Origin of the sequence: Malikia granosa (genome assembly GCF_002980595.1) — a bacterium.
Taxonomy (GTDB): domain Bacteria; phylum Pseudomonadota; class Gammaproteobacteria; order Burkholderiales; family Burkholderiaceae_C; genus Malikia; species Malikia granosa.
Window position 1 is genome coordinate 1 of the sequence record NZ_PVLQ01000012.1, and the last position, 15,278, is coordinate 15,278.

A 15,278-nucleotide genomic window follows, 5' to 3' on the forward strand; every position below is an offset into this window, starting at 1 on the left:
GGCCTTGGCGCCGATCGCGATTGCCAGCGGCAGGCCGATGGCCGACCAGACCGAGTAGCGCCCGCCGACCCAGTCCCAGAAGCCGAAGGTATGCGCCGCGGCATAGCCCTGGGCGGCCGAGACCGCCGGCGAGGCGGTCACCGCGATCAGGTGCGGTGCCTGCTCCTCGGCCGTCTGCAGGCCATGGTCGGCCAGCCAGCGCTGGGCCGATGCCGCAAGGGTCATGGTTTCCTGGGTCGTGAAGGTCTTGCTCTGGACGATGAACAGCGTGCTGTCGGGCTTGCACCAGCGCAGCAGCGAATGCAGCGCCCAGCAGTCGGGGTTGGAGACGAAGTGCACCCGCACCTCGCGCGTGGCGCAGGCGTCGAGCGCCTGCACCGCCATGCGCGGCCCCAGGTCGGAGCCGCCGATGCCGATGTTGATCACGTTGGCGATGCGCTGGCCGCGGTGGCCCCGCCAGCGGCCGTCGCGGATGCGCTCGGCGGCGTCGAGGAAGCGGTCGAGTTCCTGGCGTACCGCCTCCGATACCGCCGCGCCCCAGGGAGCGTCCGCCATGTCGGCGCCGCGCAGCGCCATGTGCAGCACGGCGCGGTTCTCGGTCGCGTTGACGGGCAGGCCCTGGTGCTGGGCCTCGGCCTGCTCGAGCACGCGGGATTCGGCGGCCAGCTCGAGCAGGGCGGCCAGCACCTCGGGCGTGACCTGCTGGCGTGCGGCATCGAGCTGCAGGCCGGCGACTTCGAGCTGCAGGCTGGCGTGGCGCTCGCTGGCCGGGTCGGCCAGCAGCTCACGCAGATGCGGCAGGGGTTGATCGGCCAGTTGCTGCAGCCGCTTCCAGGCCGCTCGTTGTTGGGGGGGAGTGAAAGGGTTCATGTGTGACAGCTAGCTTTGCCGGCAATCATGCCAGATCGGCAAGAACAATCCGGGTCTGGCGCGGTGGGTCGAAGCGAATATCCCGGGCTGAAGGACGCTGGCAGCTGCGACAATGATTCCATGAGCGCGCTTCATCAGAACCCTTCATCCCCCCCCGTGTTGACCCTGCACGGCGCGGTAGCCACCATCACGCTGAACCGGCCGGCACACCGCAATCGCCTGCAGGATTCCGATCTGGACATGCTGCTCGAGCAGTTCGCCCGCATCGATGCCGATCCGTCGATCCGGGTCTTGGTGCTGCGCGCCAACACCCAGGACCAGCCCCGGCCCGTGTTCTGTGCCGGCTATGACATTGGCGGCTTCGAGCAGGATGCCCAGGCCTCGAGCGCCTTCGAGCGGGTGCCCGACGCTCTGGCCGCGCTGCGCCCGGTGACGATCTGTGCCTTGAACGGCAGCCTGTACGGTGGCGCGACCGACCTGTTCCTGGCCTGCGACCTCAGGATTGCGCTGCAGGGGGTGGAATTCAGGATGCCGGCCACGGCGCTGGGCCTGCATTTCTACCCGAGCGGGCTGCTGCGCTATGTCGAGCGCCTGGGCCTGGCGGCAGCCAAGCGGGCCTTCCTGACCGGGCGTCCGTTCAGCGCCGACCAGCTCTGGCAGACCGGCTGCCTGGAGGCGCTGGCTGCCCCCGAGCAGTTCGAGGCCGAACTGCAGTCCCTGGTCGAGGATGTGCTGGCCATGGCACCGCTCACGCTCGAGGCCATCAAGCGTTCGCTCAACGAGATCGCGGCCGGTTGCCACGATCCGGCCGAATTGCGCCGGCGCGAGCACGCCAGCACGCGCAGCGCCGATTTCGCCGAGGGCCGCAAGGCCTTCGCCGAGCGGCGCCGGCCGGTCTTCACCGGCCGTTGAGCGCCGCTGCGACCGGGGTCGCGATCAGTCGCCGAGCAGCGACAGGTCGCGCACCGCGCCCTTGTCGGCCGAGGTCGCGAGCATCGCGTAGGCCTTGAGCGCGGCCGAGACCTTGCGCGGACGCGGCTTGGCCGGCTTCCAGCCCAGCGCATCCTGTTCGGCACGGCGCCGGGCCAGTTCCTCGTCCGAAACCAGCACGTCGATGCTGCGGTTCGGGATGTCGATGCGGATGCGGTCGCCGTTCCTGACCAGGCCGATCGCGCCGCCGGCGGCTGCCTCGGGCGAGCAGTGGCCGATCGACAGGCCGGAGGTGCCGCCCGAGAAGCGACCGTCGGTCAGCAGCGCACAGGCCTTGCCCAGACCCTTGGACTTGATGTAGCTGGTCGGGTACAGCATTTCCTGCATGCCCGGGCCGCCCTTGGGGCCTTCGTAGCGCACGATCACGATGTCGCCGGCCTTGACCTCATCAGCCAGGATCTTCTCGACCGCCTCGTCCTGCGACTCGGTCACGAAGGCCGAGCCTTCGAACACCAGGATCGACTCGTCCACGCCGGCGGTCTTGACCACGCAACCGTCGAGCGCGATGTTGCCGTGCAGGACGGCCAGGCCGCCTTCCTGCGAGAAGGCATGCTCGGCCGAGCGGATGCAACCCTCGGCGCGGTCCAGGTCCAGGTTGGGCCAGCGGGTGGCCTGGCTGAAGGCGACCTGGGTCGGGATGCCGGCCGGGCCGGCCAGGTAGAAGGTCTTGACCGCCTCGGACGGGTGGCGCGCGATGTCCCACTGGTCCAGCGCGTCCTTCATGGTCTTGGCGTGGATGGTCGGCACGTCGGTGTGCAGCTTGCCGGCGCGGTCGAGCTCGCCCAGGATGGCCATGATGCCGCCGGCGCGGTGCACATCCTCGATGTGGTACTTGTTGGTGTTGGGCGCGACCTTGCACAGCTGCGGCACGACGCGCGACAGGCGGTCGATGTCCTTCATCGTGAAGTCGATCTCGGCTTCCTGGGCGATCGCGAGCAGGTGCAGGATGGTGTTGGTCGAGCCGCCCATCGCGATGTCGAGCGTGATCGCGTTCTCGAACGCCTTCAGGCCGATCGAGCGCGGCAGCACCGATGCGTCGTCCTGCTCGTAGTAGCGCTGGCACAGCTCGACAGCCAGCCGGCCGGCACGCTTGAACAGTTGCTCGCGGTCCGCGTGGGTCGCGACCACGGTGCCGTTGCCCGGCAAGGACAGGCCGAGCGCCTCGGTCAGGCAGTTCATCGAGTTGGCGGTGAACATGCCCGAGCAGGAACCGCAGGTCGGGCAGGCCGAGCGCTCGACCTCGGCCAGGTCGGCGTCGCTGACCTTGTCGTCCACCGCCATCACCATCGCGTCGACCAGGTCGAGCTTCTTGAACTCGATGGTCTGGGTGGCCGGGTTGGCCAGGCGGACCTTGCCGGCTTCCATCGGGCCGCCCGAGACGAAGACGACCGGGATGTTCAGCCGCATCGCGGCCATCAGCATGCCGGGGGTGATCTTGTCGCAGTTCGAGATGCAGACCAGCGCGTCGGCGCAATGCGCGTTGACCATGTACTCGACCGAGTCGGCGATGATGTCGCGGCTCGGCAGCGAGTACAGCATGCCGTCATGGCCCATCGCGATGCCGTCATCGACCGCGATGGTGTTGAATTCCTTGGCGACGCCGCCAGCGGCCTCGATCTCGCGCGCGACCAGCTGGCCCAGGTCCTTCAGGTGCACATGGCCCGGAACGAACTGGGTGAAGCTGTTGGCGATCGCGATGATCGGCTTCTGGAAATCGTCGTCCTTCATGCCGGTGGCGCGCCAGAGCGAGCGCGCACCCGCCATGTTGCGGCCGGCGGTGGAGGTCTTGGAACGGTAGATGGGCATGCTGAGGTCCTGGTTGTCTTGGGGTCAGTTTTCGATTGTCGCCGAGCCGGGCGTGCGCAGGCGCAAGACCGTGGCGCTGGCCGGGTTTCTGGTGGGGCTCAGCCCCGGCTGAGCTTGAACACCGCGGTGCTGGCGCGCAGATTGGGCTGCCAGCGCAGCACCCGGCCGTCCTGCAGGCCGAAGCTGTCCTCGATCGCCAGGCCGTTGCGGCGTGCCAGCTGCTCGAAGTCGGCGTAGGTGCCGACCCGGATATTGGGCGTGTCGTACCACTGGTAGGGCATGCGGCGCGTGACCGGCATGCGACCGCGCAGCACGCTCAGGCGATTGGGCCAGTGCGCGAAGTTCGGGAAGGCGACGATACAGCGCTTGCCGACTCGCACGGTCTCGCGCAGCATGGTCTCGGCATTGCGCAGATGCTGCAGCGTGTCGATCTGCAGCACGACGTCGAAGCTGTCGTCGCCGAACAGGCTCAGGCCTTCCTCGAGGTTGAACTGCAGCACGTTGACGCCGCGCTGCAGGCAGGCCTGCACCTTGGCATCGTCGATCTCGACCCCATAGCCCTGGCAGCCGCGCTCGGCCTGCAGATAGGCCATCAGGGCGCCGTCGCCGCAGCCCAGGTCGAGCACCCGCGCGCCTTGCGGCACCATGCGGGCGATGCCTTCCATGATCGATGGGTCGCTCATGCAGCTGCTCCCTTCAGGTCGGCGGCGATGGTGCGCTCGAAATAGGTCCGCACGGCCGCCAGGTAGCGCGGGTCGTCGAGCAGGAAGGCGTCGTGGCCATGGGGGGCGTCGATCTCGGCATAGCTGACGTCGCGCCGGTTCTCGAGCAGGGCCTTGACCAGCTCGCGGCTGCGCGCCGGCGAGAAGCGCCAGTCGGTCGTGAAGCTGACCAGCAGGAACTTGGCACTGGCACGGGCCAGCGCCTGGCTCAGGCTGCCGCCGTAGCGGCGCGCCGGGTCGAAGTAGTCGAGCGCCCGCGTGATCAGCAGATAGGTGTTGGCGTCGAAGTACTCGCTGAACTTGTCGCCCTGGTAGCGCAGGTAGCTCTCGATCTGGAACTCGATCGCCTGCGTGCTGTACTGGTAGTCCAGGCGCTCGAGCGCTGCCGCATCCTGGGTCAGTGCGGCATCGACCAGGGGCTTGAGCTGGCGGCCGAACTTCTCGTTCATGACGTCGTCGCTCAGGTAGGTGATGTGGCCGATCATGCGCGCGATGCGCAGGCCGCGCCGGGGCAGGGTGCCGGCGCGCAGGTAGTGGCCGTCGTGGAAATCGGGGTCGGTGACGATGGCGCGCCGTGCCACCTCGTTGAAGGCGATGTTCTCGGCGTTGAGGTTGGGTGCGCTCGCGATCACGACCGCATGGCGCACCCGCTCCGGGTATTGCAGCGTCCAGCTCAGCGTCTGCATGCCGCCCAGGCTGCCGCCCATGACGGCGGCCAGCTGCTGGATGCCCAGGGCGTCGATCAGCCGTGCCTGCGCATCGACCCAGTCCTCCACCGTCACCACGGGGAAGTCCGCGCCCCAAGGCTGGCCGGTGGCCGGGTTCAGGTGGGTCGGGCCGGTCGAGCCGAAGCAGGAGCCCAGGTTGTTGATGCCGATGACGAAGAAACGATCGGTGTCGACCGCCTTGCCGGGCCCGATCATGTTGTCCCACCAGCCTTCGCTCTTCGGGATCGCCTGGCCGTTGGCGTCGGCCTTCAGGCCCGCCACATGGTGCGAGGCGTTGAGCGCGTGGCAGATCAGCACCGCGTTGGAGCGCTCGGCGTTGAGCTGGCCGTAGGTTTCGTAGACCAGCTCGTAGCTGGGCAGTACCGCGCCGCTCTGCAGCGTGAGCGGCTGGTTGAATCGCATCGTTTGCGGCGTGACGATCACTGGCTTGACCCCAGGGACTGGTGCGTCCCGAAACAAAAACCCGGCGCCGCGAACCGTCGGATAAGCAGAGACGGGCACGAAACCGGGGTCCCCTCTTTAGCGGCATTTCTATCGCGCCCGCAATCCGGAAAGCAAATCGGCGCTGAGCCATAGTATAAGTTGATCGTCCGCGTCACTCGCGGCAGGGGGGATCTGCATGTCCGAGATTTTTGGCTTCGATGCCTATGCGCCGCGCGAAATCGCGCAGCGGGTCGAGACCGTGGGCGTGGCCAAGGCCAGGCTGGCCTTGCTGCCGCTGGCCCTGCTCGGCGTGCTCGCGGGGGCCTTCATCGGCCTGGGCGCGCTCGGCTTCGTGATCGTCAAGTCCGATCCCGGCCTGGGCTATGCCGCCGGCCAGTGGCTGGGCGGACTGGTGTTCTCGCTCGGGTTGCTGCTGGTCGTGGTGGCCGGGGCCGAGCTGTTCACCGGCAACAACCTGCTGGCGATGGCCTGGGCCGACGGCAAGATCAGCGCGCGCGAGTTGCTGCGCAACTGGATCGTGGTCTGCCTGGCCAACCTGATGGGGGCCGCCGGCCTGGCGCTGCTGGTCTTCCTGAGCGGCCACCCCCAGCTCAATGGCGGCGCGATCGCGCAGACGGTGTTCAAGATCGCGCTGGCCAAGCAAAACCTGCCCTGGCAGGAGGCGCTGTTTCGTGGCGTGCTGTGCAACCTGCTGGTCTGCATGGCGGTCTGGATGGCGATGGCAGGACGCAGCGTGGTCGACAAGGCGGTCGCGATCGTGTTTCCGGTCAGTGCCTTCGTCGCCGCCGGCTTCGAGCACAGCATCGCCAACATGTACCTGATGCCGCTGGCCTGGCTGTTGCAGCAGTCCGGCGCGGTGCCGCCCGCACCCCTGATCACCGGCGCCGGCATGCTGGGCAACTGGCTACCCGTGATCGCGGGCAATCTGCTCGGCGGCAGCGTGCTGGTCGCCTTGACCTATCACCTCATCTATCGGCGCAATCCGGCGCATCCCGAGGCCTGACTTGTTGTGCCGCCACAACGAAACCAGTGCCTGTCAAGGGTTAAACGGCTACAACTTGCACCAGATCGAGATTCCTGATCCGGGATGACAAAAAAACCCCCCGTTTTTCAAAGCCACAGCGCATAATGGGATACGTCTGTAAATGCAGGCGTGATTGGTGATAGGTCAGTTTCGTGCGCCACAGCGGCCAAGACATGCGGTTTCGTCGTGCTACCGGGGCTCCATCGCTACTTGTTTCGTGTTTTTTTTCGGGAGTCCCTTGATGGGCAACAAACTGTACGTCGGCAACCTGCCTTACACGGTGCGCGACAACGATCTGCAACAGGCTTTCGGCGAGTTCGGTCTGGTGACCAGCGCCAAGGTCATGATGGAGCGTGACACTGGTCGTTCCAAGGGCTTCGGCTTCGTGGAAATGGGCAGCGACGCTGAAGCTCAAGCAGCAGTCGAAGGCATGAACGGCCAGTCGCTCGGCGGCCGTAGCCTGGTGGTCAACGAAGCCCGTCCGATGGAACCCCGTCCGCCCCGTAGCGGCGGCTTCGGCGGCGGCCGTGGCGATGGCGGCTTCGGCGGCGGCCGTGGCGAAGGCGGCTTTGGCGGCGGTCGTCGCGAAGGCGGCTTCGGTGGCGGTGGCGAAGGTGGCTTCCGTAGCCCCTACGGCAACCCCGGCCGTCGTGATGGCGGCAACCGCGGCGGTTACTGATCGCCTGGGCGCAGCGATGCGCCCCTGAATCCTGGTGCGCCTCGGTGCGCCGACAAGCAAACCCCGGCTCCGCAAGGTCCCGGGGTTTGTTTGTTCATGGCTTCAGCGCGCCGACAGCTGGGCCCGTACCCGGCCCTGCAGTTCGGCCACCCGGGTGCGGTTGTCGTAGCGCAGGGTTTGCGCCGTCGCCCGGTTGCCGTTGCGCGTGAGCTCGACCGGCAGCTCGGAGTCGATGCGTTGCCCGTCGCCCTGGACCCGCAGCTGTTCTCCGGCGAAGTGCATCGAGGTTTCCGGCCCGGCCTTGCCGGCCCCGCCGTGGCGCTCGACCGTGACCGCGCCTTCGAGCAGGTACTGGCTCTGGCGCGTGTCCGTGTTCAGGCGTCGGGCTTCGGCGCGGGTGTAGCCGCTGCTGTTGATCGAGAGCAGGCGCGCCTGGTCGATCTCGATCGCATCGTTGTCCGGGTAATGGCGGACCTCGCTGCCGGACAGCTCGCTCAGCAGCGTGCCGGCGGCGTCATGGCTGCGCACCGAGAAGCTGCGCATGAAATAGTCTGGCTCATGGCTGGCCGGACGCTGCGCGGCTGGCGCCTGCGGTTCGGGCGTGCTGCGCAGTATCCAGTAGCTGCCGAGCGCGAGCAGGCCCATCGTGAGTACCGGCAGGTAGACCGCCGCCCGGTCCCAGCCATGCCGCAGTTGCGCCAGGGGCAAGCCGGGTTTCATGCCCCGGCTTCCTCGAGCAGGCTGGCGTAGCGGCCGCTCGCGACCAGGATCAGGTCGCAGAGTTCGCGCGCCGCGCCCATGCCGCCGCCAGCCCGGGTCACGTAGTGGGCCAGCGCCAGCAACTCGGCCTGTGCCGCTGGCGGGGCCACCGCCAGCGCGCAGCGCCGCAGCACCGGCAGGTCGGGCCAGTCGTCGCCCATCGCCGCCGCCTGGCTCCAGTCCAGGCCGAGTTCGGCCAGGATGCTTTCGGCCGCCGGCCGCTTGTCCTCGGTGCCGAAGCGGCAATGGGTCACGCCCAGGGCGGCCAGTCGCTGGCGCAGCGGCGCCGAATCGCGCCCGCTCACCACCGCCGGCGTCACGCCGATGCGCTGCAGCAGCTTGATGCCATGACCGTCCAGGGTGTGGAAGCGCTTGATCGTCTCGCCCGCCTCGGTCAGGTAGAGGCCGCCGTCGGTCAGCACGCCGTCGACATCGAAGAAGACCACCTTGATCGCTTGCGCGCGCAGCAGCAGCTCGGGCGGGAATTGCAGGACCGGTTTCAGGGGGGGCAGGGGGGCTGGCTGGTTCATGGCTGGCTTGTCCGGTTGGGAGGAGTTCAGATGACCTTGGCGCGCATCAGATCGTGGCTGTTGAGCGCGCCGCAGAGCCCGCCCTGGGCGTCGATCACGAGCAGGCTGTTGATGCGGTGCTTTTCCATCAGCTCGGCGGCCTCGACCGCGAGCGCGTCGGGGCGGATGCTGCGCGGTGCGCGGTGCATGACCTGGCCCGCGCTGACCGCGCGCAGGTCGGTGCCGCCTTCTATCAGTCGGCGCAGGTCGCCATCGGTGAAGATGCCGACCGGCAGGCCGTCGGCGTCGACCACGGCGGTCGCGCCCAGGCCCTTGGCGCTGATCTCGCGCATCATCTCGCTCAAGGACGCCTGCAGCCCGACGCGCGGTGCCTGCTCGGCCGGCCGCATCACGTCGCTGACCAGGGTCAGCAGCTTGCGCCCGAGCGCGCCGCCCGGGTGCGAGCGCGCGAAGTCGTCGGGGCGAAAGCCCCTGGCGCTCAGCAGCGCGACGGCGAAGGCATCGCCCATCGCGAGCTGGGCGGTGGTGCTGGCGGTCGGCGCCAGGTTGTGCGGGCAGGCTTCCTTTTCGACGCCGGTGTCGAGCACCACGTCGGCATGACGGCCCAGGCTGGAACCGGCCTTGCCGGTCATGGCCAGCAGCGGCACGCCCATGCGCTTGATCAGCGGCAGGATGGCGGTCAGCTCCTCGCTCTCGCCGCTGTTGCTGATCGCCAGCACCAGGTCCTCATGGGTGATCATGCCGAGGTCGCCATGGCTGGCTTCGGCCGGATGCACGAACATCGCGGGGGTGCCGGTCGAGGCCAGGGTGGCGGCGATCTTGCGTCCGACATGGCCGCTCTTGCCCATGCCGGTCACGACCAGCCGGCCGCTGCAGCTAAGCGCGAGCTGCACCGCCTGCACGAAGCCGGCGTCGAGGCGGGCGGCCATGGCGCTGATGGCCTGGGCTTCGATCGCCAGGGTGTCGCGGGCCAGCGCCAGCGTGCTGGCGGAGTCGATGGGGGAGCTTGCAGTCATGGGCGAATTATCGGACAAGGGCTGCCGTCCGGGCCGGACCCGGCCTTGCGCCCCGATAAGATCGGAGCATGAATTCGCTCGATATTGCCTTGCTCTACCTGGTCGCTGCCGTGGCGGGCGTGGTGCTGTGCCGTCTGGCCAAGTTGCCGCCCATGCTGGGCTATCTCGCCGTCGGCGTGCTCATCGGTCCGAACGCGCTGGCGCTGGCGCAGGACTCGGCCGGGGTGCGCTATCTGGCCGAGTTCGGCGTCGTGTTCCTGATGTTCGTGATCGGGCTCGAGTTCAGCCTGCCCAAGCTGCGCACCATGCGCCGGCATGTGTTCGGGCTCGGGCTGCTGCAGGTGGTGCTGACGATAGTCCTGACCGTGCTGGGCTCGCTGCTGCTCGACTGGCTGCTGCCGCGCTGGTGGAAGCTCGAGTGGTACCACGCGCTGGCGCTCGGCGGCGTGATGTCGATGAGTTCGACCGCCATCGTGGTCAAGCTGGTGGCCGACCGGCTCGAGCTCGAGTCCGAGCATGGCAAGCGGGTGGTCGGCATCCTGCTGTTCCAGGACCTGGCCGTGGTGCCGCTGCTGGTGCTGATCCCGGCCCTGGGTTCGCCGCCCGAGCAGTTGCTGACCGGACTCGGGCTGGCGCTGCTCAAGGCGGTGCTGCTGCTCGGCCTGCTGCTGACCGGCGGCCAGAAGGTGATGCGCTGGTGGCTCACGCTGGTGGTGCGGCGCAAGAGCGAGGAGCTGTTCATGCTCAACATCCTGCTGATCACGCTCGGCCTGGCCTGGCTGACCGAGCATGCCGGCCTGTCGCTGGCGCTCGGGGCCTTCGTCGCCGGCATGCTGATCTCGGAGACCGAGTTCAAGCACCGGGTCGAGACCGACATCCGGCCGTTCCACGATGTGCTGCTGGGCCTGTTCTTCATCACGATCGGCATGCTGCTCGACTGGCATATCGTCTGGGATCGCTGGCCGCTGGTGCTGTTGCTGCTGGTCGTCTCGCTGCTGTTCAAGATGGTCCTGATCACGGGGCTTGCGCGCGCCTTCGGTGCCGCTTCCGGGGTCTCGCTGCGTGTCGGTCTCTACCTCGCGCAGGCAGGCGAGTTCGGCTTCGTGCTGCTGCAGCTGGCGGCGCAGCACCGACTGATCCCGCCCGAGCTGTTCAACCCGGTGCTGGCGGCGATGGTGATCTCGATGCTGCTGGCGCCGTTCGTGATCATGTCCAGCAACACCCTGGTGAGCCGGCTGGTCGGCAGCGACTGGCTGATGCAGTCGGTCCAGATGACGCAGATCGCCACGCGCGCGATGGCGGCCGACAAGCATGTGATCATCTGCGGTTACGGCCGCTGCGGCCAGAACCTCGCGCGCATGCTCGAGCGCGAGCGCATTCCCTACATGGCGCTCGACCTGGACCCGGACCGGGTGCGCCAGGCGGCGGCGGCCGGCCATTCGGTGGTCTATGGCGATGCGGCACGGGTGCAGGCGCTCAAGGCGGCGGGACTCAAGCGCGCCAGCGCGGTGGTGGTGACCTACCTCGATACGCCGAGCGCGCTCAAGGTGCTTGCGCTGACGCACGAGCACGCGCCGACGGTGCCGGTCATGGTGCGCACCGTGGATGAGCAGGACATCGAGAAGCTGCGCCAGGCCGGTGCGACCGAGGTGGTGCCGGAGGCGATCGAGGCCAGCCTGATGCTGGCGGGCCATGCGCTGGCCCTGGTCGGCGTGCCGATGCGGCGCGTGATCCGGGTGCTGCAGGAACAGCGCGAGCAGCGCTATGCCCTGCTGCGCGGCTATTTCCATGGCGCCGATGACAGCACGGCCGACGAGCAGCAGCAGGAACGGCTGGTCACGGTCACGCTGCCGCCGGCGGGCAAGACCCTGGGGCGCCCGCTGGGCGAGATGTTGTTGCAGCTGCTCGACGTCCGGGTGGTCAGCCTGCGGCGCGCCAGCGGCAAGAACATGCCGGTGCAGGACGAGCTGCTGCTGCAGGGCGGTGACTCGCTGGTGTTGTCGGGCAGGCCCGAGGCGCTGGCGCTGGCCGAAAGCCGGCTGGTCAGCGGAAAATGATGCACGCATGGGAGAATGAAACGATGAACGCCAGAATTCCCGCACTCGATTCCCAGGCTGTCGGCGCGCTCGTCGACGAGCGCTGGCGCACCAGCATCGTGCCCGAGCTGCAGCGCTACATCGCGGTGCCGGCCAAGTCGCCGGCCTTCGATCCGGCCTGGGCCGATCACGGCTACCTGGACGCGGTGCTGCGCCAGGCTGCCGACTGGGTGCAGGCGCAGCGCATTCCCGGCCTGCAGCTCGAGATCCTGCGCCTGCAGCAGGCCGACGGCCAGCCGCGCACGCCGGTGCTGTTCTTCGAGATCCCGGCCAGCGCGGGGCGCGACGGCAGCCCGGCGCCGGCCAGCGGCGAGACGGTGCTGATGTACGGCCATCTCGACAAGCAGCCCGAGTTCAATGGCTGGCGCAGCGACCTCGGGCCCTGGACGCCGAAGATCGTCGATGACAGGCTCTATGGCCGCGGTGGCGCCGACGACGGCTATGCGGTCTATGCCAGCATCACGGCGGTGCAGGCGCTCAAGGCCCAGGGCGCGGCGCATCCGCGCATCGTCGGCCTGATCGAGACCTGCTAGGAGAGCGGCTCCCACGACCTGCTGCCCTATGTCGATGCGCTGAAATCCCGGCTGGGCCAGGTCGGCCTGGTGATCTGCCTCGACAGCGGTGCCGGCAACTACGACCAGCTCTGGCTCACCACCAGCCTGCGCGGCGTCGCCAGCGGCGTGCTCAAGGTCGAGGTGCTGACCGAGGGCATCCATTCGGGCGATGCGTCCGGCCTGGTGCCGTCGAGCTTTCGCATCATGCGCCAGCTGTTCGACCGGCTCGAGGACAGCGCCAGCGGCGAACTGCTGCCGCGCGCCTTCCATGCCGAGATCCCGCCGCTGCGCCTCGAGCAGGCGCGCGCGACCGCTGCCATCCTGGGTCCGGAGGTCTACCGGCGCTTTCCCTGGGCGCATCACGACTGCGGCGGCGCGACCCTGTTCGCCCTGCCGACCACGACCGATCCGGTCGAGGCCCTGCTGCGCCGCACCTGGCGCCCGACCCTGAGCGTGACCGGCGCCGATGGCTTTCCGGCCTTGGCCAATGCCGGCAACGTGCTGCGGCCCTGGAGCGCCTTCAAGCTCAGCCTGCGCCTGCCGCCCACCGTCGATGCGGCGCAGGCCGTGCAGCAGCTGAAAACCCTGCTCGAGGACAACGCGCCCTACCAAGCCAAGGTGACCTTCGAGCCCGAGGGCGCCGCCACCGGCTGGGATGCCCCCGCGACCCGGCCCTGGTTCGAGCAGGCACTCCAGGCTGCCAGCCAGGCCCATTACGGCGCGCCCTGCGCGACCATCGGCCAGGGCGGCACGATTCCGCTCATGAACCTGCTGAGCCAGGGTTTCCCGAAGGCGCAGATGATGGTCTGCGGCGTGCTGGGCCCCCAGAGCAATGCCCACGGGCCCAACGAGTTCCTGCACCTGCCCTATGCGCAGCGCCTGACGGCTGCCGTGGCCGAGGTGATCGCGCGCATGCCCTGAGGCGGCACGCCGAGCCGGGGGCCATGCCCCCGCTGCTGCCATGCCACCCGGTCCCGCCGGCTACAAGGCACGGATCCTGCTTGACTGCCACTGACTCATGCCGGCCCGGCTGCACGCCGGGCCGGATTGATCTTTGCAAGGAAAGTCAGTATGCGGAATCCCACGAAGCCCAAGCTCACCCTGCGCCTGCGACAACAGTTGCTGGTGGTACTGGTGGTCCTGATCGGCTTTTCGCTCACCGTGGCCGTTCTGGTCGGCCAGGTCGAGAGCGCACAAAGGCAGTTGTCCTTGCGCTATGCCAGCGAGCTGGCGAATCACGAGAGCCGGCAGGTCTCGAGCGTGCTGGACCAGGCACTCGATGCCGCGCGCACGCTGGCGCAGGCGATGGCCGGCATGAAGGCGCAGGGCCGCATCGACCGCACGAGCGCCGATGCCATGCTCAAGGGCGTGCTGGCGGGCAATCCGGGTTTCCTGGGCGTCTGGTCCGGCTGGGAGCCCGATGCCCTGGATGGCCAGGATGCCAAGTACATCAACCAGCCCGGCCATGACGGCAGCGGCCGCTACATTCCCTACTGGAACCGTGGCTCGGGCCAGGTCGTGCTTGAGCCGCTGCTCGACTACGACAAGCCCGGCGCCGGCGACTACTACCTGCTCCCCAAGCAGACGGGCCAGGAGACGCTGATCGAGCCCTATCCCTATGTCGTCGCTGGCAAGGAGCTGCAGATCACCAGTGTGGCGGTGCCGGTCATGGTCGACGGCCAGTTCCTCGGCGTCGTCGGGGTCGATATCGCCCTGTCCAGCCTGCAGGACAGCATAGGCAAGATCCGCATCTTCGACAGTGGCTATGCCAGCCTGCTGTCGAACCAGGCCGTCCATGTCGCCGATCGTGACCCGGCCCGGATCGGCAAGGGCCTGGGGCCTGAGCCCGAGCTCGCTGCCGTGCGGGCCGCGATCCAGGCTGGCCAGCGCCATGAGTTGACCACCGAGGATGAACGCCTCGGCGAGGTGATCCGCCTCCATGTGCCGGTCAGGGTCGGGCTGACCCAGAAGCCCTGGTCGTTCGTGGCCACCATTCCGAGCCGCGAAATGCTGGCCGAGGTTCACCGGCTGCGCAACTGGGCCCTGGGCCTGGGGCTGCTCAGCATCGTCGGGGTGTCGCTGGTGCTGGGCTGGTCGCTCGATCGCATGGTGCTGCGGCCGATTGGCGGCGAGCCGGCCGACGCGGTGGCCGTTGCCCAGCGCATCGCCGCCGGCGACCTGAGCCAGCCGGCCGCAGCGCGCCAGCCGGGCGTGGACAGCCTGCTGACCCAGCTGCAGACGATGCAGGCCAGCCTGGTCACGGTGGTGGCCCGGGTGCGCGAGGGCGCGCAGGCAGTGGCCTCGGCCAGTGCCCAGATCTCGATGGGCAACCGCGACCTGTCGGGCCGCACCGAAAACCAGGCGCTGGCCCTGCAGCAGACCGCCACCTCGATGGATGAACTGGGCACGGCCGTCCAGCACAATGCGCAGCATGCCCGCCAGGCAACCGAGCTGGCGCAGACGGCCTCGCAGGTGGCGCTGGCGGGCGGCGAGGTGGTGGGCCGCGTCGTCGCCACCATGCGCTCGATCAACGAAAGCTCGAACCGGATCGCCGACATCATCGGCGTCATCGATGGGATCGCCTTCCAGACCAATATCCTGGCGCTGAACGCGGCCGTGGAGGCTGCGCGTGCGGGCGAGCAGGGCCGTGGCTTCGCGGTGGTGGCATCCGAGGTCCGCAGCCTGGCGAGCCGGTCAGCGGCCGCCGCCAAGGAGATCAAGGGCCTGATCGGGATCAGCGTCGAGCGGGTCGAGCAGGGTTCCCAGCTGGTGGACCAGGCCGGCAGCACCATGTCCCAAGTCGTCGACGCGATCCAGCGCGTCACCCGCATCATGGCCGAGATCAGCGTCGCGAGTGCCCAGCAAAGCGCCGGCGTGACCCAGGTCGGCCAGGCGGTCGCGCAGATGGACCAGGCGACGCAGGAGAACGCGGCCATGGTCGAGCAGATGGCCGCCGCCGCCACCAGCCTCAGCGCGCAGGCCGACGAGCTGGTGCAGCTGGTGTCGGTGTTCCGGCTCGAGCCAGACCCGATCCACCAGGGCTGAGCGCGACTGGCGCGC

At 68.6% G+C, this 15,278-nt stretch carries 12 protein-coding genes and 1 pseudogene; 6 read left to right on the forward strand and 7 right to left on the reverse strand.

Annotated elements, in window-relative coordinates:
- On the reverse strand, positions 1-870 hold an 870-nt coding region (locus tag C6P64_RS03280; RefSeq protein ID WP_483869222.1), incomplete at its 3' end, for a glucose-6-phosphate isomerase.
- A 156-nt stretch (positions 871-1,026) separates the two neighbouring features.
- Between C6P64_RS03280 and C6P64_RS03285 the strand changes: the two genes are divergently transcribed.
- Entirely contained in the window at positions 1,027-1,782 is a 756-nt protein-coding gene (locus tag C6P64_RS03285; RefSeq protein WP_245911615.1) for an enoyl-CoA hydratase/isomerase family protein, read from the forward strand.
- Between the two features lie 24 nt (positions 1,783-1,806).
- Here the strand turns inward: C6P64_RS03285 and ilvD are convergent, their stop codons facing one another.
- The 3 genes from ilvD to metX all read right to left on the reverse strand — a co-directional run bounded on the left by ilvD (position 1,807) and on the right by metX (position 5,539).
- Positions 1,807-3,666, reverse strand: coding sequence for a dihydroxy-acid dehydratase (gene ilvD, locus C6P64_RS03290; RefSeq protein ID WP_105747173.1), 1,860 nt, complete (start codon positions 3,664-3,666; stop codon positions 1,807-1,809).
- 98 nt (positions 3,667-3,764) lie between these two features.
- A complete protein-coding gene (gene metW, locus C6P64_RS03295) occupies positions 3,765-4,349 on the reverse strand; it encodes a methionine biosynthesis protein MetW (RefSeq protein WP_105747174.1) in 585 nt (194 codons plus the stop codon).
- Positions 4,346-5,539: a homoserine O-succinyltransferase MetX gene (gene metX / locus C6P64_RS03300; protein ID WP_105747175.1), complete on the reverse strand. Its 1,194-nt coding sequence runs from the start codon at positions 5,537-5,539 to the stop codon at positions 4,346-4,348. Before metX ends, metW begins: the two co-directional genes overlap by 4 nt.
- Before the next feature lie 196 nt (positions 5,540-5,735).
- Here metX and C6P64_RS03305 point away from each other — a divergent pair, with 196 nt between their 5' ends.
- Both C6P64_RS03305 and C6P64_RS03310 read left to right on the forward strand, forming a co-directional pair.
- Positions 5,736-6,563 (forward strand): formate/nitrite transporter family protein, encoded by an 828-nt coding sequence (locus tag C6P64_RS03305; RefSeq protein ID WP_105747176.1) that lies wholly within the window; start codon positions 5,736-5,738, stop codon positions 6,561-6,563.
- A gap of 262 nt (positions 6,564-6,825) precedes the next feature.
- A complete protein-coding gene (locus tag C6P64_RS03310) occupies positions 6,826-7,263 on the forward strand; it encodes an RNA recognition motif domain-containing protein (RefSeq protein ID WP_105747177.1) in 438 nt (145 codons plus the stop codon).
- Between the two features lie 102 nt (positions 7,264-7,365).
- Here the strand turns inward: C6P64_RS03310 and lptC are convergent, their stop codons facing one another.
- The 3 genes from lptC to C6P64_RS03325 are packed head-to-tail and all read right to left on the reverse strand — an operon-like array spanning position 7,366 to position 9,568.
- Positions 7,366-7,983, reverse strand: a complete 618-nt coding sequence (gene lptC, locus C6P64_RS03315; RefSeq protein ID WP_105747178.1) for an LPS export ABC transporter periplasmic protein LptC — start codon at positions 7,981-7,983, stop codon at positions 7,366-7,368.
- Positions 7,980-8,552 carry a KdsC family phosphatase gene (locus C6P64_RS03320; RefSeq protein ID WP_105747179.1) on the reverse strand — a complete coding sequence of 191 codons (573 nt, stop codon included), beginning with the start codon at positions 8,550-8,552 and terminating at the stop codon, positions 7,980-7,982. Before C6P64_RS03320 ends, lptC begins: the two co-directional genes overlap by 4 nt.
- Before the next feature lie 26 nt (positions 8,553-8,578).
- On the reverse strand, positions 8,579-9,568 hold the full coding sequence (locus C6P64_RS03325; protein WP_105747180.1) for a KpsF/GutQ family sugar-phosphate isomerase: 990 nt from the start codon (positions 9,566-9,568) through the stop codon (positions 8,579-8,581).
- Between the two features lie 68 nt (positions 9,569-9,636).
- On the opposite strand from C6P64_RS03325, the gene C6P64_RS03330 reads away from it, so the two are divergent.
- The 3 genes and pseudogenes from C6P64_RS03330 to C6P64_RS03340 all read left to right on the forward strand — a co-directional run bounded on the left by C6P64_RS03330 (position 9,637) and on the right by C6P64_RS03340 (position 15,263).
- Complete coding sequence (locus C6P64_RS03330; protein WP_105747181.1) at positions 9,637-11,625, forward strand: monovalent cation:proton antiporter family protein; 1,989 nt, start codon at positions 9,637-9,639, stop codon at positions 11,623-11,625.
- Positions 11,626-11,648: 23 nt separating this feature from the next.
- Positions 11,649-13,139 (forward strand): annotated as a pseudogene (locus C6P64_RS03335) (M20/M25/M40 family metallo-hydrolase).
- A gap of 150 nt (positions 13,140-13,289) precedes the next feature.
- Entirely contained in the window at positions 13,290-15,263 is a 1,974-nt protein-coding gene (locus tag C6P64_RS03340) for a methyl-accepting chemotaxis protein (protein ID WP_105747182.1), read from the forward strand.
- Positions 15,264-15,278 lie beyond the last annotated feature (15 nt).

Bases quoted from the DNA above. Each gene is read 5' to 3' on its own strand.
- ilvD (WP_105747173.1), bottom strand. From the start codon at position 3,666: ATGCCCATCTACCGTTCCAAGACCTCCACCGCCGGCCGCAACATGGCG.
- metW (WP_105747174.1), bottom strand. From the start codon at position 4,349: ATGAGCGACCCATCGATCATGGAAGGCATCGCCCGCATGGTGCCGCAA.
- C6P64_RS03305 (WP_105747176.1), top strand. From the start codon at position 5,736: ATGTCCGAGATTTTTGGCTTCGATGCCTATGCGCCGCGCGAAATCGCG.
- C6P64_RS03310 (WP_105747177.1), top strand. From the start codon at position 6,826: ATGGGCAACAAACTGTACGTCGGCAACCTGCCTTACACGGTGCGCGAC.
- lptC (WP_105747178.1), bottom strand. From the start codon at position 7,983: ATGAAACCCGGCTTGCCCCTGGCGCAACTGCGGCATGGCTGGGACCGG.
- C6P64_RS03320 (WP_105747179.1), bottom strand. From the start codon at position 8,552: ATGAACCAGCCAGCCCCCCTGCCCCCCCTGAAACCGGTCCTGCAATTC.
- C6P64_RS03325 (WP_105747180.1), bottom strand. From the start codon at position 9,568: ATGACTGCAAGCTCCCCCATCGACTCCGCCAGCACGCTGGCGCTGGCC.
- C6P64_RS03330 (WP_105747181.1), top strand. From the start codon at position 9,637: ATGAATTCGCTCGATATTGCCTTGCTCTACCTGGTCGCTGCCGTGGCG.
- C6P64_RS03340 (WP_105747182.1), top strand. From the start codon at position 13,290: ATGCGGAATCCCACGAAGCCCAAGCTCACCCTGCGCCTGCGACAACAG.